The organism is Curtobacterium sp. MCBA15_013, assembly GCF_001865095.1.
Lineage (GTDB): Bacteria > Actinomycetota > Actinomycetes > Actinomycetales > Microbacteriaceae > Curtobacterium.
The window spans coordinates 320,947-339,758 of record NZ_MJGQ01000004.1 but is presented as its reverse complement, the minus strand read 5'-3'; the positions used below and the strand labels follow the sequence as shown (position 1 = coordinate 339,758).

Sequence of the window (18,812 nt, the reverse complement as noted above, 5' to 3'; positions counted from 1 at the left end):
CGCCCCGGCACAGACCCCGCTTCGCGTCCGGGTGACTACCGCGCGGTGGCCACCGCGTCGTTCGTCCCCGCAGCGACGCTCACGGGTGCACCCGTGACCGGAGTGGGCCGTCCCAGGGAACGGACGGTCCAACCCGCCTTGACCCAGTCGGCGACCGGGAGGCAGTTGCGGGCGTCGATCACCGTGCGACGCCCCACGATCGAGGCGAGCGCCGCGGGATCGGCGGCGATGACCTCGTCCCACTCGGTGAGGACGAGCACGACGTCGGCGTCCTCGATCGCACCCTCCATCGACGACGAGTAGGTGAGCGTCGGGAAGGAGCGGCGGGCGGTCTCCATCGCCTCCGGGTCCCACAGGGTGACCTGGGCGCCGCGGAGGTGCAGCGCAGCGGCGACGTTGAGCGCCGGCGAGTCCCGGACGTCGTCGGTGAGGGGCTTGAACGCCGCCCCGACGACGGCGACGCGACGGTTCAGCACGGAGCCGCCGAGCGCGTCGATCGTCATGTCGATGACGCGCTCGCGCTGCCCCATGTTGATCTCGTCGACCTGCTGCATGAGCCCGACGACACGACCGGCACCGAGCTCGTTCGCGCGGTGCATGAGCGCCCGGATGTCCTTCGGCAGGCAGCCCCCGCCGAAGCCGAGGCCGGCGTTCAGGAACTTCCGGCCGATGCGGGCGTCGTGCCCGAGGGCGTCGGCCAGGGTGGACACGTCCGCACCGGTGATCGCGCACATCTCGGAGATCGCGTTGATGAACGAGATCTTCGTGGCGAGGAACGCGTTCGCGCTGACCTTGACGAGCTCCGCCGTGGCGAGGTCGGTCGTGATGACCGGGGTGCCCTCGGCGATGGGTGCGGCGTAGACCTCGCGGATCACGGCGTCGGCCGACGCGGAGGCACCGCCCCAGACGAGCCGGTCCGGGTGCAGCGTGTCGTCGACGGCCTTGCCCTCGCGCAGGAACTCCGGGTTCCAGATGAGCTCGGCGTCGATGCCCGACGGGGTGAACTCGCGGACGATGCCGCGGAGCCGCTCGGCCGTGCCCACCGGGACCGTCGACTTGCCGACGATGAGGCCGGGGTGCGTGAGGTTCTCGGCGACACCGCGCGTGGCGTTCTCGACGTAGGTGAGGTTCGCGGCGTGCGACCCGGCGCGCTGCGGCGTCCCGACGCAGACGAAGTGGACGTCGGCCGCGGCCACGGCCTCGGGCAGCGACGCCGTGAAGCGGAGCTTGCCGCTGGCGACGTGCTTCGTGATGAGCTCCGGCAGTCCGGGCTCGTAGAACGGGACCTCACCGGCGGACAGGGCTGCGAGCTTGGCGGGATCGACGTCCACGCCGATGGTCTCGAAGCCCATCTCGGCCATGGCGGCCGCGTGGGTGGCACCGAGGTAGCCGGTGCCGATGACGCTGATGACGGGTGCCGGACGGGAGTCTGCGGTCTTCTTCTGAGCGGTCACTGCTTGACCTCCTGCAGGTCGTAGTCGGTGTCGGTGCGCGAGATGCCGGCCACGAAGGCCTGGAGGCTGTCGGCGCGGGAGTTGAGTCGCCAGTCGTTCGTGGTGCGGACGCCGTCCACGACCGTGGTCGCGGTCTCGCTGAAGTACGAGAAGCCGATGACGTCGCCGTTGGCCGGTTCCGCGAGGCCGTCGAAGAGCGAGGTGATCCACTTCGCCTTCTGCCCGTTGGTCACGCTCGTCCCGGTCTCGGTCGCACCGATCTCACTGAGGAGGATCTTCTTGTCCGGTGCGATCTGGCGGAGCTGGGCGAGGGTCTTGCCGAACGTGTTGTCGAAGGTCGGCGACTCGGAGGCGGTGCGGTAGTACCCGCTCATCCCGACCCAGTCGACGTACTTCGACTCCGGGTAGTACTCACGCAGGTACTCGAGCTGCATGTACTTGTCGTTGCCGAGCTTGTCGATGCGGCTCGGTGCCCAGTTCCAGATGACGTACTTGTTCGCGCCGCTGGCCTGGAAGACGTCGTGCACGTGCTGCCACATCGCGACGTAGGACCCGGCTGCGTTCTGCTGTGCCGTCCCCTCGGACCAGTTGTACCAAGAGCCGTTCATCTCGTGGTCGAGCCGGATGACCATCGGCTGCCCGTTCGCCGCGAGGGCCTTCGCGTACTTCGTGAGGTAGGCGTCGAACTTGCCCGAGACGATGTCCTCGTTCGTGTACCCGGGGACGTACTTCGCGTCGTTGCCCGTCTTGGCGGGTGCGGACTCCCAGGTCATGAGCGGCAGGCGGCCGTTCGCCCACGCGCGCTGGACGGCGGTGGCGTTGAAGTCCTGGTCGAAGCCCTGGAAGAAGCCGACCATGTTCGTGGCCTTGCCGACCTGCTGCGAGACCTCGTCGTACTCCGCCCAGTTGAAGGGGGACTGCGCGGTGTAGAGGCCGTACCAACGAGCCGGCTGCGCCATGATCTGCGCCTTGGTGGGGACGGAGATCGGGGTCGAGCCGGGGTCCTTCGAGGGGCCGCCGTTCGGGTTCGTGACGCCGTGGTTGCCGGAGCCGGAACCGTTGCCGGAGCCGCCGGAACCACTGCCCGAACCGGAGCCACCGGAGCCGCTGCCGGAACCGGAGCCGCCGGACCCGCCGGAACCGCCGGAACCGTCGCCCGACCCTCCCGGACCCGACGTGCCGTCACCGGACCGTGCCCCGGCGGCCTTGGCGGCCCCGAGGTCCGACTGCAACGACGCGATCTGCGCCTTGAGCTCGGCGATCTGGTCGGCACGCGAGCCGGACTGCGCGGTCGAGGAGTCGAGCTTGCCCTCGAGCGCCCAGATCTTCTCCTGGGCGGCCGTGAGCTTCGTCTGGAGCTCGGCCGCCGAGATCTTCTTCTTCGGCGGCGTCACACCGAGCGCCTGGTGGACCGCGGTGGACACCGAGCCCGCCGGGGACACCCAGACGTTCCAGGTGATGAGTCCGAGGACGAGGACGATGGCGGTGGTCCCGACCGCGGTGAGTCGTGCGTGCTTGCTGGACTGGGCCCACCAGGCACCTGAGGAGCGGATGAGGTCAGACAATGAGGAAGGCCTCCAGGGCGAAGATCGCGAAGCCGATGCAGTACGGGATCGCGGCGTACGGGTTGTACCGACGGACGCGTGCCGGGGCGGGGGCCGCCGCGGTCGCCGACTGGGACTGCGCTGCAGTGGCTGCCGAGCGGCGGGTCGCGAGCACCGTCGCGGTGGAGTTGGTGGTGGCGTCCGGGCCGAACAGGTCGTCGAACGCCCGGTCCACGGCGCGCTGGTCGTCGCCGTAGCCGGCTCCGCCGGCCGGGGCCGGGGCCGCCGCGTCGATCGGGCTCACCGGGGTCTGGGTGGCGACGGCCGAGGGCTGCACCGCGTCCGCGGGGTCCTCCTCCATCGGTCCACCGGCGTACGCACCGGCACGGGTCCCCCAGCCGGACGCGTGCGCCAGGCGGAAGAAGCCGATGAGCCGGATCGGCATGAGGAAGAACGTCGACACGATGATGAACATCGGCAGGCGGAAGAAGTCGCTCGGCTTCTCGGCGAGGTGCCGCATCTGACGGATCGCCATGCTGAGCACCGACGAGACCACCATGAGGGCCGCGACGTACACGAAGCCGGTGGAGAAGCCGTACTGCTGCAGGATCCCCTGGTAGAGGTTCTCGCCCTGGCCGGTGAAGGCGCGGTAGATCCAGCCGGCGATCACGCCGAAGAGCATGAACGGCAGGATGATGTCGGTGAGGAAGAACACCGCGAGGATCGGCGCGTGGCCGAGCATCCACGGGAGCATCCGGAGCGTGTTGTACTGCGAACCACGGGCCCAGCGGAGCTGCTGCTTGAACAGCTTCTTCACCTGCAGCGGAGCGTCCGTGTAGACCAGCGAGGTGTACTGGTAGACGGTCCGGTACCCCTCCTTGAGCGTGAGGTTCGTCAGCGTCCGGTCGTCGGACACCTCGAGGAACACGCCCATGAACTTCTCGTGCATGAAGCGGTCCATGACGCGCACGAGGATGTCGCGGCGGAAGGCGATCGTGCGCCCGGGCAGGCAGCCGATCTGGCCGAGGACGCTCTGCGCGGGCATCGAGTACAGCGCGCGGGAGTTCTCCAGCCAGTCCGCCCAGCGGGTGATCCAGCTGCGCGTCGGCTCGAGGATGCGCTGGCGCGTCGTCACGCCGCCGACCGAGGCGTCCGCGAACGGCTTGAGCAGCTCGTCGAGGGTGCCGGGCGTCCACACCGTGTCCGAGTCGACGAGCACGGTGATGTCGCCGTTGGACATCTCGGTGCCGACCTTGACGGCGTTGCGCTTGCCCGGGATGGGCGTGTGCGTCCAGCGGACGAGTGGGGCGAACTCGTCACAGACCGCTTCGAGGGCCTCGTTGCGGGCGCCGTTGATGACGACGATGATCTCGCCGGGACGCTGCTCGACCATGCGGCCGATCACGTCGCGGAAGAGGTCGAGCGGTTCGTCCACGACGGGGACGACGACGCTCGTGGTGCCGGTGTAGGTGCCGGTGTAGGGGCGGTAGCGGGCGGACAGGATGACCTTGAGCAGCCAGAGCAACCAGATCACCGCGGAGTACACGGCGAACAGGTAGAACTCGGGGTGCCCTTCGACCATCTGCCTGATCTGCAGAATGAAGGTGAACATCGATCCCTGCTTCAACGTTCGAGGTGGAGATTCCGCGTCGTTGGGGAATCAGGGCCGGTTCGGGTGACCCCATTGATGCAGAACCGTGACCCGGTGCGCAACGCGACCCCCGACCGGGGGCGTTACGGGCACGTTACGGGGTACACCACGGTCCCCCTCCGCGTGTGGTCATCGTGTCCGCACTGGTGCTGACAGCACTCCGGTGGACCGCGTTCACCCTGCCACTCACCCTGTACGGGTGGTGGACGGCCCAGGAGGCGCGGCTCGACCCCCAGCGAAAGCCCTGTTCAGGTCATGGTCGCCGGGCGCGCCGCGAGCAGCTCCGGCCGTCGCCTCGCGTCGACGTGGTCAGCAGGATCACATCCCGGTAACGGACGCCCGACCTCGACATGCCGGGGTACAGGCAGATGTCGAACGGGGGACGCTGCACGTTACGGGGAATTCACTTCCGAGGACGTGTCAACTCGCTGCGAAACACGTCGGTCCGGGCGTGTCGCGGCGGGCGTCAGGCGCCGTAGAACTCGCGCTCGAAGACCTGACGTGCCCGGCGGGTGACCCCGAGGTAGTCCTCCTCGAGTTCCGAGGCGGACCCCGGCGGGTACTCCATCAGGCGTGCGATGCCCTCGAGCTGCACCCGGTCGACGGGCAGCACGTCCGTGGTCTTGCCCGACCAGAGCACGAGCGCGCTCCGGGTCCGCGAGGCGAAGCGCCAGGCGGCACCGAGACGCTCGGCGTCGTCGGGGGCGACGAGTCCGGCGTCGCGGGCGGCGTCGAGCGCCTCGAGCGTGGACGTCGTCCGGAGGCCGGGGATCGTCAGCGCGTGCTGCAGCTGGAGGAGCTGGACGAACCACTCCACGTCGCTCAGGGAACCGCGGCCGAGCTTGAGGTGCCGGGCGGGGTCCGCACCGCGCGGGAGGCGTTCGGACTCGACGCGGGCCTTGATGCGTCGGACCTCGCGCACCTGCTGGTCGTCGATGTGCTCCGGGTAGCGCGTGCGGTCGGCGAGGTGCTCGAAGTCACGCAGGAGCTGCGCGTCCCCGACCGCCCCACGGGCCCGGAGCAACGCCTGGGCCTCCCAAGTGAGCGACCAGCGGGCGTAGTACGCGCCGTAGGAGTCGAGCGTGCGCACCACGGGGCCGTTCTTGCCCTCGGGGCGGAGGTCGATGTCGAGGTCGAGAGGGTGGATCGCGTCGTCGGTCAAGCGGGCGAGCTCCCGCACGATGGTCTGCGCCGCTCGCGAAGCCTGTTCAGACGGGACGTCCTCGGTCGCCCGGTACACGTAGAGGACGTCGGCGTCCGAGCCGAAGCCGAGCTCACGGCCGCCGTACCGCCCCATCGCGATGACGCCGAACTCCAGGCCTGCCGGGGCGTCCCGTCGCGCGAGCGTGAGGGCACCGGCCAGGGTCGACTCGGTGACGTCGCTCAACGCCGGGCCGAGGGCATCGACGTCGAGGTGTCCGAGGACGGCGGCCATGCCGAGTCGGAGCGTCTCACGCCGGCGGGCGGACCGGACCAGGGCGGCCGCGCCGTCCACGTCGTCCCCGTGCCGTGCCGTCGTCGCCGTGACCTCGGCGAGCAGCGACTCGATCGGCCGGGGGCGCAGCAGCGCCTCCGGTTCGTCGAGCCAGGCCACCGCCTCGGGGAAGCGTTCGAGCAGCCCGGACAGGAACGCCGACTCCGAGAGCACGGTGGTGAGCGAGTGCGCCGCGCCGGAGGAGTCCCGGAGCATGCGGAGGAACCAGCTCGACTCCCCCAGGGTGTCGCTCAGCCGGCGGAAGGCCAGGAGCGCTCGGTCCGGTGCCGGTCCCTCGGCCATCCAGCGCAGGAGCACCGGCAGCAGGTTCCGCTGGATCGCCGCCCGGCGGCTCGTGCCCTGCGTCAGTGCCCGGATGTGGCCGAGTGCCCCGGCGGGGTCCGCGAAGCCGATCGCGCCGAGCCGGTCGACCGCCTGGTCGCTGGTGAGCACGATGTCGCCGTCGCTCGCGGCCACCGCGGACAGGAGCGGTCGGTAGAACAGGCGCTCGTGCAGGCCACGGACCTCGAGCTTCACGGCGCGCCACCGTGTCTCGAGCGCCGCAGCGGACCGTGCGAGACCGCTCGACCGGGCGAGCACCCGGAGCTCGTCCTCGTCGGAGGGCATCAGGTGGGTGCGCTGCAGGCGGCGGAGCTGGATGCGGTGCTCGAGCAGGCGGAGCAGGGCGTAGTCCGGCCCGAAGCGGGCGGCCTCGGCACGGCCGACGTAGCCGGCGTCGGTGAGCGCGTCCATCGCCTCGAGCGTGGACCGGACCCGCACGGTCTCGTCGTCGCGGCCGTGCACGAGCTGCAGCAGCTGCACGGTGAACTCGACGTCGCGCAGACCGCCCGGCCCGAGCTTGAGCTGCCGGTCGACCTCGTCGTCGGGGATGTTGTCGGTGACCCGCTGCCGCATGCGCTGCACGGACTCGACGAACCCCGGTCGCTGCGCCGACGTCCACACGAAGTCGGCGACCGCGGTGGCGTAGCGCTCCCCCAGGTCGACCGACCCGGCGATCGGCCGCGCCTTGAGCAGGGCCTGGAACTCCCACTCCTTCGCCCAGCGCTCGTAGTACGCCACGTGGGAGTCGAGCGTCCGGACGAGCGCGCCGTCCTTGCCCTCCGGCCGGAGGTTCGCGTCGACCTCCCACAGCGCCGGTTCGGCCGCGAGGTCGGTGATGGCGTGCGTGGCCGCGATCGCCAGCCGCGTGGCGATGAGCACGGCGCGGTCGGTCCCCACGCCCGTGCCCGCTTCGTCGTCGCGGGTGGGTTCGGTGACGAAGATGACGTCGACATCGCTGACGTAGTTGAGTTCGCGGGCCCCGGCCTTGCCCATCGCGATGACGGCGAGCGGCGTCGCCTCGACGTCGGCCGCGGGGAACGGGACCTCGCGCCGGGCGACGTCCACCGCGGCCTCGAGCGCGGCACCGGCGAGGTCGGCCAGCCCGGCCGCGACGGCGGGGAACGCCTCGGTCGGCGCGGCGTTCAGGACGTCGAACAGCGCGATCTGGGCCAGGTGCCGGCGGTAGCGCACCCGGAGCCGGAGTCGGGCGTCCTCACCCGTGGCACCGTCGATCGCGGCGAGCAACGAGTCGGTGTACTCCTGCTGCGACCACGGCGCCGTCACCGGCGCCAGGAGCAGGTCGATCTCCGCCGGACGGCGGTGCAGGAACTCACCGAGCCCGACCGACGCACCGAGGAGCCGCACGAGCCGTTCGGTGGCGGCGTCGTCCGCGAGGACCGGACGCAGTTCGTCCGGCGCGCGCTCGAGCAGCCGCTCGAGCGCGCGGAGTGCGCCGTCGGGATCGGCCGTGGACTCCCACAGTGCCGGGGACCCGCTCACCGGCACCTGCAGGTCGGGGCCGAACCGCGCCTCCAGGTCGGCGATGCGTTCCAGGCTCTCCGACAGCTCCGCGAAGCCCAGGCGGGCCAACTCGGAACGCGACGTCGTCGTCCGACCGGTCATGTGGTGCGTGCCCCCGGTGCCGTCAGAGCGCGCCGAGGTTCGTGTCGAGCTCGAACGGCGTGACCTGGTCGCGGTAGGCCTTCCACTCCTGGCGCTTGTTCAGCAGCACGAAGTTGAAGACCTGCTCGCCGAGCGTCTCCGCCACGAGTTCCGAGTCCTCCATGAGGCTCAGCGCGTGGTCGAGGCTCGCCGGCAGCTGGCTGTACCCGAGGGCGCGGCGCTCGGAGTCGGACAGGCTCCAGACGTTGTCCTCGGCCTCCGGCGGGAGCTCGTAGCCCTCGTCGATGCCCTTGAGCCCCGCGGCCAGCAGCAGCGAGTACGCGAGGTACGGGTTCGCCGCCGAGTCGATGCCGCGGTACTCGATGCGGGCGGACTGGCCCTTGTTCGGCTTGTACAGCGGGACGCGCACGAGGGCCGAGCGGTTGTTGTGGCCCCAGGTCACGAACGACGGGGCCTCGTCACCGCCCCAGAGGCGCTTGTACGAGTTCACGAACTGGTTCGTGACCGCGGTGATCTCCGGCGCGTGCTTGAGCACACCGGCGATGAAGTGCTTCGCCGTGTCGGACAGCTGGTACTGGCCACCCGCCTCGTAGAAGGCGTTCTGGTCGCCCTCGAACAGCGACACGTGCGTGTGCATGCCCGAGCCCGGCTGGCCGGAGATCGGCTTCGGCATGAACGTCGCGTAGACGCCCTGCTCGATCGCGACCTCTTTCACGACGGTGCGGAACGTCATGATGTTGTCCGCCATCGTCAGTGCATCGGCGTAGCGGAGGTCGATCTCGTTCTGGCCGGGGCCGGCCTCGTGGTGGGAGAACTCCACCGAGATGCCGAGGTCCTCGAGCATCCGGACGGACCGGCGACGGAAGTCGTGCGCGCTGCCGCCGGGGACGTTGTCGAAGTAGCCGGCGCGGTCGACGGGCTGCGGGCCGCCGTCCTTCCAGTCGCGGCTCTTCAGCAGGTAGAACTCGATCTCGGGGTGCGTGTAGAACGTGAAGCCGCGCTCGCTCGCCTTCGCCAGCGTGCGCTTGAGCACGTTGCGCGGGTCGGCGACGGCGGGCTGGCCGTCCGGCGTCGTGATGTCGCAGAACATCCGCGCGGTCGGGTCGATCTCGCCGCGCCACGGGAGGATCTGGAACGTCGACGGGTCCGGGTGGGCCAGGACGTCCGCCTCGTACGAGCGCGTGAGGCCCTCGATCGCGGAGCCGTCGAACCCGATGCCCTCGGCGAACGCGCCCTCGACCTCGGCCGGGGCGATCGCCACGGACTTCAGGGTCCCGATGACGTCCGTGAACCAGAGTCGGATGAACTTGATGCCCCGCTCCTCGATGGTGCGGAGCACGAAGTCCGTCTGCTTGTCCATTGACGCCCTTTCCGTGGTGCAGCTGGTCCAGCTGGGAGTCTCAGCCTATTGGTCTTCGTCGTCCCAACGCTCGTTGTTCGCCTTGATCCGGTCCAGGGCGTGTTGCGCTTCCTCACGCGAGGCGAACGGGCCGATCCGGTCGCGCTGCGGCGACTGCGGGCCCTGCTCGACGGCGTGCGTCTTCTCGTTGAACCACCACTGGGACTCGATGCGTTCGTCACTCATGCCGCCACCGTACCCAGGTGGGGCGGCGGCGGTGCGGGCGCGCCGCGCCCCGCGCGCTGGGTGACCGCCTGGAGGCGCGGTGCCGGTCCGTCGGGCCGCCACCGCGCCTCCAGGCCCTCGCGTCCGCACCCCGCGGCCCCGGCTAGAGTGGTCCGCATGCCCCGGGACGAACACGGACACCTGACCGCCGGCCGCATCTCCCCGCTGCGGTCCGTCCCGAAGGAGATCGAGCGTCCGGAGTACGTCGGCAAGGCCGAGCCGCACGAGCACGGACTCGGCGACACGTACACCCCGGACGAGGTCGAGCGGATCCGGACCGCCGGGCGCATCGCCTCCCAGGCCATCGACGCCGTCGGCGCAGCGATCCGCCCCGGTGTCACGACGGACGAGCTCGACCGGATCGGCCACGAGTTCGTCGTCGCGCACGGCGCCTACCCCTCGACGCTCGGCTACCGCGGCTACCCGAAGTCCCTCTGCTCGAGCCTCAACGAGGTCATCTGCCACGGCATCCCCGACGACACCGTCCTGCAGGAGGGCGACCTCGTCAACATCGACATCACCGCCTACAAGGACGGGATGCACGGCGACACGAACCGCACCTTCATCGTCGGGCAGGCGTCGCAAGAGGTCGAGGACCTCGTGACCCGCACGCGACTCGCCCTCGAGCGTGGGATCAAGGCCGTCGCCCCGGGTCGGCAGGTGAACGTCATCGGCCGTGCCATCGAGGCGTACGCGAAGCGCTTCGGCTACGGCGTCGTCCGCGACTACACCGGCCACGGCGTCGGGCGGGCGTTCCACTCCGGGCTGATCATCCCCCACTACGACGCTCCGCGCTTCGACGACGTCATGGTGCCCGGCATGGTCTTCACGATCGAGCCGATGCTCACGCTCGGCGGCATCGACGCCGACATCTGGGCCGACGACTGGACCGTCTCCACCCGGGACAAGTCGTGGACCGCACAGTTCGAACACACCCTCGTCGTCACCGAGCGCGGCGCGGAACTCCTCACGGTCTCCTGACCTCCACACCGAAAGGCTCCTCATGACCTCCCTCGCAGTCGGCGTCGACATCGGCGGTACGGGCATCAAGGGCGCGATCGTCGACGTCTCCACCGGCGAACTCACCACCGACCGGATCAAGAAGGCCACGCCCGAGGGCGGGAAGCCGCACGACATCGTCGCCGTGGCCGCGTCCATCCTCGACGAGCTCGCTCCGGCGTCGGACGTGCCCGTCGGGGTCTGCTTCCCGGCGATCGTCCGCGACGGCAAGACCATGTCCGCGGCGAACGTCTCGAAGAAGTGGATCGGCTTCGAGGCCGAGGCGCTCTTCGAGAAGGAGCTCGGCCGCTCCATCCACTTCGTCAACGACGCCGACGCAGCCGGGTTCGCCGAGCAGCAGTTCGGTGCGGCGAAGGGCAAGGACGGCCTGGTCGTCGTCACGACGCTCGGCACCGGCATCGGCACGGCGCTCATCAACGACGGCGTGCTCATCGTGAACTCGGAGCTCGGGCACCTCGAAATCGACGGGCACGACGCCGAGTCGCGCGCCTCGTTCGCCGCGAAGGAGCGCGACGACCTGTCGTGGAAGCACTGGGCGAAGCGGCTGCAGAAGTACTACTCCACGCTCGAGGCCCTGCTCTCCCCGGAGCTCTTCGTCGTTGGTGGCGGGGTCTCGAAGCAGTACGAGGAGTTCCTGCCGCTGCTCGACCTGCAGGCGGACATCATCCCGGCGACGCTCCGGAACAACGCGGGCATCATCGGCGCCGCGACCCTGGCCGCGCGGAGCGCCTGACGCGCCGACGCGCCGTCGTCGCGGCCTCGCCGCGGATCGAACCACGAATCCGACATCGAACCGGCCCTCGCCGCTGGTTCGATGTCGTGGCCCCGTGCCCGGTAGACTCGTGCTCGCGAATGGGTCGGTGAGACGGTCGCGTCGCTCCCCCGGGAGTGCCGAGGAACGTCCGGGCTCCACAGAGCAGGGCGGTGGGTAACACCCACCCGGAGCAATCCGCGAGACAGTGCCACAGAAAGCAGACCGCCGGCGGCGACGTCGGTAAGGGTGAAACGGTGGTGTAAGAGACCACCAGGGGTCCGGGTGACCGGATCCGCTCGGTAAACCTCGCCCGGAGCAAGGTCAGACAGAGGACGCTGAGGCTGCTCGCCGAGTCCTCGGGTAGACCGCTGGAGGCCGACGGCAACGTCGGTCCGAGAGAGATGGCCGTCACCGCCGCGCGAGCGGCGGGACAGAACCCGGCGTACGGCCGGCCCATTCGCACCCCACGCCCCCGCGCGCGGCGGGCGCCGACCGCGGCACTGTGCGCGGTTCCGTGCTGTGTGAGACGCCAGCGCCATCGCACGCCGCGCGGGACCTCGCACACTGCGCCGACGCACGGCGCGACGCGACGTGACGCTACCAGCGCACGCACACGACGGACGGGAGGCGCGGTGCCAGCCGGCACCGCGCCTCCCGTCCGTCGTCAGGTCGCGCCTAGAGCCCGGACTCCGCCGTCCGCACCAGGATCGCGTCGCTGTCGGGGCAGAGCACGACGTCGTCGGGCGCTGCCCGCCGGATGGTCTGCAGGTCGGAGTTCGTGAGGGTCACGCCGGACGCCGTGGACACCCCGCCCTGCAGCAGCGAGGCGCCGAAGCCGTACCGTGCCCGCTGCCGGTCGTACAGCGCGAGGAGGTCCGCCGGCACCTTCGCGGCGACGGCGGCACGGCTCTGCGTGGCCGATTCGCGGTCGGACTCGAGCCGGGCGATCTCGGCGTCGCGCTCGGCCACGAGCCCGGCACGCGCGGCCTCGACGTCGGCGAGCTGCGCTTCGATGTCACCGACGCGGGCGCGGAAGCCGTCGAGGTTCTCCATGACCTCGAGTTCGGCCGTCTCGAGGTCCCCGATGCGGCGCTGCAGCGACTCGAGCTCGCTCTGGAGACCGGCAGCGTCCTTCGCGCTGGAGACGTTCTGGAGCATCGTGGTGTCACGCTCCACACGGGCCTGCGCCGTGGCGGTGTCGGACTCGAGGCGGGCGAGTTCGCGCTCGGCGTCCTCGACCTCGCCGGTGGCCGCCGCGAGCTGGGCGCGCAGCCCCGCCGCCGTGGTGCCGAGCTCGGTGAGCCGGTCCCCCTTCTGCAGCGACGTGATGCGGTGCGCGATCCGGGTGACGTCGTTGTCGAGACGCTGGACGTCGAGGAGGATGACCTGGTCCTCGGGTGCTGCCTTCATGGTCAGACTCCTTGTGTGTCGGTGGTGGGTTCGGCGGCCGGCAGGACGGCGAAGTCCCACGGGTCGGTGCGGAGGTCGCTCACGGTGACGCGGACGCCTGCGGCGCGGCGGAGTTGCTCGGCGGCGACGTCGAGCCAGAGCCACTCGGTGGCCCAGTGCGAGGTGTCGATGAGGGCGGGCCCGTCGACGAGCATCGCCTGCTCGCGGAACTCGGACGCCGGGTGGTGCCGGAGGTCGCTCGTGACGTAGACGTCGGCACCGAGCACGTCGGGGTGCCCGAGGTACGCGTCACCGGCGCCGGCGCAGAGCGCGACGGAACGGACGGGCCGGTCGAACTCCCCCGAGACCCGGACGCCGGTCGCGGTGCCGGGCAGGAGGTCCACCAGCGCCCGGGCGAGCGCGCCGAGCGTGGTCGGTTCGGCGAGCACCCCGACGCGGCCGATGCCCGTCGACGGGTCCGCACCGGGCTCGAGCGGGCGCTCGTCGGTCAGGCCGAGCCGGTCGGCGAGGACGGCCGAGGTGCCCGTCGTCACGACGTCGGCGTTGGTGTGCGCGGCGACGAGGGCTGCCCCGCCGCGCACGAGGGTGGCGAGCACGCTGCCCTTGTAGGTCGACTCGGCGATCGTGGTGACGCCGCGGAGCAGCAGCGGGTGGTGGGTGAGCAGCAGGTCAGCGCCGAGCTCGACCGTCTCGCGGGCGGTGACCGGGACGGCGTCGACTGCGAGGTGCACGTGCTCGACCGTCTGGTCGGGGTCCCCCGCCACGAGGCCGACGGAGTCCCAGGACTCGGCGCCGGCGGCGGGCCACAGGTCTTCGATCACGGCCTGGAGTTCGCGGAGCGTCGGCATCCCGTCAGTCTACCGAGCCGCCCGGGTCGGTCCGGGCGCCCTGTGGACGACCACGGGACCGAGCAGGACTGTGGACGACGGGCGACGCGGGGCTGCCTGGTGGATCAGCGGCGACCGAACGCGCGCATGACGACGGCGACGAAGCGCGTCCACCACCCGGCGGAGGCACGGTCCTCGGACGCGACGTCGGCTGCGTGGGCCGGGTGCCCGGCGGTCTCGGCGGCGGCGGTCCCGGCGGTCGTCGGGACGACGGCCTCCGGGAGCACGACGGGCGTGCTCGCCGTCGCACCGGCGTGCGCCGTCAGCGCGGCGGCGAACGCGGCACGGTCGATCACGGTCGGCCCGGTCGCGGGCTGGACCAGCGGCGTGGGTCGCGTGTTCGCGGACACCGGTGAGACGACCGGGAGGGACAGCACCGGACGAGCGGGCTCGTCGCGTCCCGGCGTGGTCGCCTCGGGGGCGTCGATCGCGTCCACGACCTCGGTCGCGTCCACGAGTGCGGGAGCGGGTGCGGAGCCCGTCGGGGTGACGACGGCGGTGACGACGGCGGGCGCCGGGACGGCGGCCGACGCGGGCACGCCGGCGACCGGCACGCTGCCCCTCGCCGCACGCCGCGCCGCGGCACGGTCACGACGATCGGCCTCGAGCGCGGCATCGGCCAGCAGGTCCGCGAAGACGGAGTGGGCGAACGCCCGAGCGGCCTCGACCTCGAGGTCGCGCTGTCCGGCGACGGTGGCCTCCCACGCGGCGAGGCGAGCGAGGTCCTCGTCACGACGACGGACCTCGTCCTCGAGGATCACGATGCGCTCGATCGTGGTGCGCCCGCTGGCCGAGGACACCTCGACGGCGAGGTCCTCGATGCGGAGGGCGAGGCGCTCCGGCGGTTCGGGGAAGGACGGCGCGCAGACCGCGGCGTGCCGAGCACGGTCGCGGGGGCGACGGAAGGCGGAGTCGTCGGCCGGCACAGCGGCGTCGACGACGGCCGCGGCGCCGCTGGTCGTGGCGGGCTCGACGGGGGCGTCCGACGCTGCGTCCGGACGCTGCACGGGCCCGGTGACCGGCGGGACCACGAGGTCCGACAGGTACGGGGCGCGCGTCGCCGGGGCGTCACGGAGCCACTCCTCGAGCTCGCGACCGAACGGGTCGACGAGGGGGGTGCGTGCACCGGACTGCGTTTCCATGATCGAAGGATAAATATCGCAACGCTCATCTCGGCGGACATCCCCGGTGTGTCGCCGGAGTCCCTGCCATATCGCCTCGAAGGTGAACGGCGTGTCGCGGACGGTGTCAGAGCGTGCGCTCGAGGTCGTCCACGAGTGCACGGCCGGCCGGCCAGGCACCGACACCGCTGGCGACGTTCACGTGGCCGAGCGCGCCGACCCGGACGACTCCGGCACCGAGGACGTCCGCGAAGGCCACGGCCCGGTCGAGCGTGCAGTACGGGTCGTCGTCGCTGACCACCAGACGCGTCGGGACCGCAGGGGCCGCCTGGGCCACCGGCTCGACGAACCCGGCCGCTGCGGCGGGGAACCCCGGCGCGAGCGGGTCCGGCGGCGCCACGAGGAAGGCACCCGCGACCGCGGCGTGTCCGCGCTGCCCGAGCCACGCGGCGACGGCGAGGACGCCCAGGCTGTGCGCGATGAGCACCGGCGGTTCGTCGACGGCGGCCACGGCGCTGGTGATCGCGCGGGACCAGTCGTCCGGGTCGGGTTCGCTCCACGACGCCGGTGCGATCCGGACGACCGCGCCCGGGTCGTCGGCCGACCGGTCGTCCTGCCACAGCGACTGCCAGTGGTCGGGGTCGGAGTTCCAGATCCCGGGGACGATCACCCACGGTCGAGGTCTGCGCACCCTCGAAGCGTAGTGGCGGTCGGATCAGGCGTGCAGCGTGTCGCGCGGGTACTCGCCGAAGCGCGAGGCGTACGCCCCGGAGAACCGGCCGAGGTGGGCGAAACCCCACCGCACGGCGATCGCGGCGACCGTGACGTCACCGGGCGACGAGCGGCGGAGTTCCTCGCGGACGCGGTCGAGCCGGATGCCGCGCAGCATCGCGTTGGGCGCCGTACCGACCTGCCGCTGGAACGCCTGCTGGAGCCCGCGCACGCTGAGCCCGACGTGCTCGGCGACGTCGGTCGTGCTGATCGGGGTGTGGGCGAACGCGTGCATGTACTCGACGGCCTCGCGGACCCGGCCGGTGGCGCCCTGCGGCAGGGTGATGTCCGGCGCGAGCACGGTGTGCGGGAAGGTGCGGAGGAGCGCGAGGGCGGTGTCCCGGGCGGTCTCCGCGAGGACCAGCTGCGACACCGGTGCCTCACCGAGCACGGTCTCGGCGGCCCGGCGGACCTGGGCGTTCCACCCGCGGAGGTCCTCGCGACGGGGCGGCTGGGTGTGGTCGAACACGAGCGGGGCCGGCTGCGTGCCGTGCTCCTCGGCCGCCACGCCCTCGAGGAACGTGCGATCGAACTGCACCAGGCTCTGCCGGACGTCCTGCAGGTCGAAGGCGAACGGTCGACCGGTCGGGAACATCATCGGCGTGCCGGGCGTGAAGGCGACCTCTTGCCGCCCGACGTCGACGGTGCCCCCACCGTCGGCGAGCCACATCACGACGTACTCGTCACCGGACTCGAGCTCGCCCTGCATCCGGGCGTCGAACCGCGTGGAGCGGAAGGACATCGTCTCGTCACCGGTGACCCGGAAGCGGTAGCTGAACGGGCGTTCCGTGCGCTCCGCCTGGAAGCCCACGCTCTCGTACGCGTCCTCGTACATCTGGATCGCCGCCTCGAGGTCGGCCCCGGACGTCTCGAAGCTGATCCTGGGGTCGGGCTCGACGTTCATCGACTGGATCGTGACACGGCGGCACGGAACCCACGGGATGTATGCGCACGCATTGCGGATACCGGCCCACGGGCTGCGCGAAGCGGACGAACCGATTCGTCAGACACGAGCGGCACTCAGTGGCGCCCGCGCCGGACCGTCCACAGGTTCCGGTCCGCGACCCGTTCGTAGCGCAGGTCGTCGACCACCATCTGCACGAGCGCCAGGCCCCGCCCGCTCTCGGCCAGCGCGTCGGGGAGCTGCGCGGCGGACGGGTCGACCGGCACCGGCACACCGTCGTCGGTCAGCTGCGCCTCGACCGCGTCGGAGCCCACGTCGAGGTGGAGCGAGCACGAGACACCGCGACCGGCCGCGCCGTGCTCGATCACGTTCGAGGTGAGTTCGACGAGCGCGAGCTCGAGGGCCATCCGGTCCTCGGCCGAGACGGTGGGCTCGGTGTCCCACACCGTCGCGAGGAACGCGTGCACCGCCGTGACGTCGTCCGGCGGGCACGCCAGGTCGAGGCTGTGCCCACCCACGGCGGCGTTCATGCCCAGTCGGTCACCGCGGCGTCCCCGTCCGGGTACGTGCGGAGGATCTTGTCCATGTTGGAGAGCTTGAGCACCATCTCGACCTGGTCGGACGGCGCCGCGATGCGGAGGTCCCCGCCGGCCTGCCGCGCGGCCTTGAGCGACCCGACGAGCGCACCGAGACCGGAGGAGTCCATGAACTCCACCCCGGACAGCTCGACGACCACGCGGGGCCGTCCGTCGCCGACGACCTTCGCGACGGTCTCGCGGAACGTCGGGGCCGACACCATGTTGAGTCGGCCGCTGCACTCGAGCACGGCGGCGCCGGCGTCCGCTTCGTGTACGACGATGTCCATGTCGGTGCCTCCTGGGATCGGTGCGGGGTGCACCCTGCAACCTACCGGGTCCGGGTCACGAACCCGTCGAGGCGCGTCCGGTCCGTCGCGTCGCCAGCAGCTGCACGACCACGGCGGCCGCCATGAGCACCGCCATCACCGACCCCATCGCGACGGCCGTCCCGCCGAGGGCTCCCGCGAGCGGCGTGCCGAGGCCGCCGAGCCCGAACGTCAGCCCGCCCTGCAGTGCCGCTGCGGTCCCCGGGTGCGCGGCACCGACGTGCTGCGTGCGGGTCATCGCTGCCGGCAGGACGAACCCCCACGCCGCGGTCACGACGGCGAGCGAGACCCAGACCGGCACCGCGCCGGCCCCGAGCAGCGCGGACACGAGGACGCCCGTCGCGCCGAGGGTCCCGAGCGCCAGGCCGAACGACAGCAGCGCGTCCTCCGAGAACCGACCGACCACGCGGCGGAACACGAGCGTCGTGACGATCATCATCGAGGCGTTCGTGGCGAACACGAGGGTGTACATCCCCTCGGAGAACCCGAAGCCGGTCTGGAACACGAACGAGCTCGTGGCGATGTACGCGAAGAACCCGATGGTCGAGAGCACCCCGGTCAGCACGTACGCACGGAACCGCGGGATGCCCATGAGCTCGCGGATGCGTCCCCAGTTCGCACCGAGGCCCACCCCGCCGCGGAACGCCCGCGGCAGGGTCTCGTGGAACCGGACGACCACGGCGACGAAGAACGCCGCACCGAGCACCGCGAGGACGACGAACATGAGTCGCCAGGTGCCGATCGTCAGCACCGCTCCCCCGGCCAGCGGGGCGACGACGGGGCCGATCGCGTTGATCGCCGCGAGGGTCCCGAACACCTTCACCATCCGCGGCCCGTCGACCACGTCCGAGACCATCGCCCGCCCGGCGACCGCTCCGGCCGCACCCGCCAGCCCCTGGAACACCCGCGCCACCACGAGCGTCACGACGTCCGGCGCGAGCGCGCACCCGACGGAGGCGACGGCGAAGACCGCCGTGCCGACGAGCATCAGCGGACGCCGCCCGATGCCGTCGCTCACCGGTCCGGCGAGCAGCTGCCCGACGGCGAACGCGACGAGGAACGCCGTCAGGGACAGCTGCACGGCACCGGGCGTCGTGCCGAGGTCGCGTGCGATCGCCGGCAGGGCCGGGATGTACATGTCGGTCGCGAACGGTGAGACGCCGACGATCAGGGCCAGCGGCAGGATCGGTGGGAGGGCGGTCGTCCGGCTGGTCGGTCCTGTGCGCTCCGTCGTCACGTCGGCCACGCTACGCGCCCCCGAATCGATTCGACAAGGGCGGTGGTGTCGCGTTGCGCACACCGAGACGGCCGGGAGGCGCGGTGCCAGCT

Annotated in this window: 16 protein-coding genes and 1 other RNA gene; 3 read left to right on the top strand and 14 right to left on the bottom strand. The window is 71.5% G+C overall.

All coding sequences use genetic code 11. The annotated features are described in order from the left end of the window. Positions 1-35 precede the first annotated feature (35 nt). The 6 genes from BIV01_RS03635 to BIV01_RS03610 all read right to left on the bottom strand — a co-directional run bounded on the left by BIV01_RS03635 (position 36) and on the right by BIV01_RS03610 (position 9,673). Positions 36-1,454 (bottom strand): UDP-glucose dehydrogenase family protein, encoded by a 1,419-nt coding sequence (locus tag BIV01_RS03635; protein ID WP_070418786.1) that lies wholly within the window; start codon positions 1,452-1,454, stop codon positions 36-38. Next, positions 1,451-3,019, bottom strand: coding sequence for a glycoside hydrolase family 26 protein (locus BIV01_RS03630; RefSeq protein ID WP_071301953.1), 1,569 nt, complete (start codon positions 3,017-3,019; stop codon positions 1,451-1,453). The genes BIV01_RS03635 and BIV01_RS03630 overlap by 4 nt, the downstream gene beginning before the upstream one ends. Continuing rightward, positions 3,012-4,610 carry a glycosyltransferase family 2 protein gene (locus tag BIV01_RS03625; protein WP_070418784.1) on the bottom strand — a complete coding sequence of 533 codons (1,599 nt, stop codon included), beginning with the start codon at positions 4,608-4,610 and terminating at the stop codon, positions 3,012-3,014. Before BIV01_RS03625 ends, BIV01_RS03630 begins: the two co-directional genes overlap by 8 nt. 505 nt (positions 4,611-5,115) lie before the next feature. After that, positions 5,116-8,088 (bottom strand): bifunctional [glutamine synthetase] adenylyltransferase/[glutamine synthetase]-adenylyl-L-tyrosine phosphorylase, encoded by a 2,973-nt coding sequence (locus tag BIV01_RS03620; RefSeq protein ID WP_071301952.1) that lies wholly within the window; start codon positions 8,086-8,088, stop codon positions 5,116-5,118. Between the two features lie 22 nt (positions 8,089-8,110). Beyond that, positions 8,111-9,448 carry a type I glutamate--ammonia ligase gene (gene glnA / locus BIV01_RS03615; RefSeq protein ID WP_070418782.1) on the bottom strand — a complete coding sequence of 446 codons (1,338 nt, stop codon included), beginning with the start codon at positions 9,446-9,448 and terminating at the stop codon, positions 8,111-8,113. Positions 9,449-9,493: 45 nt separating this feature from the next. Next, on the bottom strand, positions 9,494-9,673 hold the full coding sequence (locus BIV01_RS03610; protein ID WP_070418781.1) for an SPOR domain-containing protein: 180 nt from the start codon (positions 9,671-9,673) through the stop codon (positions 9,494-9,496). A 156-nt stretch (positions 9,674-9,829) separates the two neighbouring features. Here BIV01_RS03610 and map point away from each other — a divergent pair, with 156 nt between their 5' ends. From map to rnpB, 3 genes are all read left to right on the top strand, one after another. Next, a complete protein-coding gene (gene map / locus BIV01_RS03605) occupies positions 9,830-10,693 on the top strand; it encodes a type I methionyl aminopeptidase (protein WP_071295240.1) in 864 nt (287 codons plus the stop codon). Positions 10,694-10,715: 22 nt separating this feature from the next. Then, complete coding sequence (gene ppgK / locus BIV01_RS03600; protein WP_070418779.1) at positions 10,716-11,465, top strand: polyphosphate--glucose phosphotransferase; 750 nt, start codon at positions 10,716-10,718, stop codon at positions 11,463-11,465. Positions 11,466-11,585: 120 nt separating this feature from the next. After that, positions 11,586-11,946: RNase P RNA component class A (rnpB, locus tag BIV01_RS03595), an RNA gene on the top strand. Positions 11,947-12,161: 215 nt separating this feature from the next. Here rnpB and BIV01_RS03590 read toward each other — a convergent pair. From BIV01_RS03590 to BIV01_RS03555, 8 genes are all read right to left on the bottom strand, one after another. Beyond that, positions 12,162-12,896, bottom strand: coding sequence for a zinc ribbon domain-containing protein (locus BIV01_RS03590; RefSeq protein ID WP_071301951.1), 735 nt, complete (start codon positions 12,894-12,896; stop codon positions 12,162-12,164). Positions 12,897-12,898: 2 nt separating this feature from the next. Continuing rightward, complete coding sequence (locus BIV01_RS03585) at positions 12,899-13,744, bottom strand: Nif3-like dinuclear metal center hexameric protein (RefSeq protein ID WP_071301950.1); 846 nt, start codon at positions 13,742-13,744, stop codon at positions 12,899-12,901. Positions 13,745-13,848: 104 nt separating this feature from the next. After that, positions 13,849-14,925 carry a hypothetical protein gene (locus BIV01_RS03580; protein WP_071301949.1) on the bottom strand — a complete coding sequence of 359 codons (1,077 nt, stop codon included), beginning with the start codon at positions 14,923-14,925 and terminating at the stop codon, positions 13,849-13,851. Positions 14,926-15,031: 106 nt separating this feature from the next. Continuing rightward, complete coding sequence (locus tag BIV01_RS03575; protein ID WP_071301948.1) at positions 15,032-15,595, bottom strand: RBBP9/YdeN family alpha/beta hydrolase; 564 nt, start codon at positions 15,593-15,595, stop codon at positions 15,032-15,034. Between the two features lie 24 nt (positions 15,596-15,619). Continuing rightward, the gene (locus BIV01_RS03570) at positions 15,620-16,579 is read right to left on the bottom strand and encodes a helix-turn-helix domain-containing protein (protein ID WP_071301947.1); all 960 of its coding nucleotides are present in this window, start codon (positions 16,577-16,579) and stop codon (positions 15,620-15,622) included. A 116-nt stretch (positions 16,580-16,695) separates the two neighbouring features. After that, positions 16,696-17,109 (bottom strand): ATP-binding protein, encoded by a 414-nt coding sequence (locus BIV01_RS03565; protein WP_070418773.1) that lies wholly within the window; start codon positions 17,107-17,109, stop codon positions 16,696-16,698. Continuing rightward, positions 17,106-17,444 carry an STAS domain-containing protein gene (locus tag BIV01_RS03560; RefSeq protein ID WP_070418772.1) on the bottom strand — a complete coding sequence of 113 codons (339 nt, stop codon included), beginning with the start codon at positions 17,442-17,444 and terminating at the stop codon, positions 17,106-17,108. Before BIV01_RS03560 ends, BIV01_RS03565 begins: the two co-directional genes overlap by 4 nt. Positions 17,445-17,499: 55 nt before the next feature. After that, positions 17,500-18,720, bottom strand: coding sequence for a multidrug effflux MFS transporter (locus BIV01_RS03555; RefSeq protein WP_254791769.1), 1,221 nt, complete (start codon positions 18,718-18,720; stop codon positions 17,500-17,502). Positions 18,721-18,812 lie beyond the last annotated feature (92 nt).

What these genes read in the sequence shown, in the direction of transcription:
- BIV01_RS03620 (WP_071301952.1), bottom strand. Translation starts at nt 8,088, where the DNA reads ATGACCGGTCGGACGACGACGTCGCGTTCCGAGTTGGCCCGCCTGGGC.
- ppgK (WP_070418779.1), top strand. Translation starts at nt 10,716, where the DNA reads ATGACCTCCCTCGCAGTCGGCGTCGACATCGGCGGTACGGGCATCAAG.
- BIV01_RS03565 (WP_070418773.1), bottom strand. Translation starts at nt 17,109, where the DNA reads ATGAACGCCGCCGTGGGTGGGCACAGCCTCGACCTGGCGTGCCCGCCG.
- glnA (WP_070418782.1), bottom strand. Translation starts at nt 9,448, where the DNA reads ATGGACAAGCAGACGGACTTCGTGCTCCGCACCATCGAGGAGCGGGGC.
- BIV01_RS03625 (WP_070418784.1), bottom strand. Translation starts at nt 4,610, where the DNA reads ATGTTCACCTTCATTCTGCAGATCAGGCAGATGGTCGAAGGGCACCCC.
- BIV01_RS03590 (WP_071301951.1), bottom strand. Translation starts at nt 12,896, where the DNA reads ATGAAGGCAGCACCCGAGGACCAGGTCATCCTCCTCGACGTCCAGCGT.
- BIV01_RS03580 (WP_071301949.1), bottom strand. Translation starts at nt 14,925, where the DNA reads ATGGAAACGCAGTCCGGTGCACGCACCCCCCTCGTCGACCCGTTCGGT.
- BIV01_RS03560 (WP_070418772.1), bottom strand. Translation starts at nt 17,444, where the DNA reads ATGGACATCGTCGTACACGAAGCGGACGCCGGCGCCGCCGTGCTCGAG.
- BIV01_RS03585 (WP_071301950.1), bottom strand. Translation starts at nt 13,744, where the DNA reads ATGCCGACGCTCCGCGAACTCCAGGCCGTGATCGAAGACCTGTGGCCC.
- BIV01_RS03570 (WP_071301947.1), bottom strand. Translation starts at nt 16,579, where the DNA reads ATGAACGTCGAGCCCGACCCCAGGATCAGCTTCGAGACGTCCGGGGCC.
- BIV01_RS03610 (WP_070418781.1), bottom strand. Translation starts at nt 9,673, where the DNA reads ATGAGTGACGAACGCATCGAGTCCCAGTGGTGGTTCAACGAGAAGACG.
- map (WP_071295240.1), top strand. Translation starts at nt 9,830, where the DNA reads ATGCCCCGGGACGAACACGGACACCTGACCGCCGGCCGCATCTCCCCG.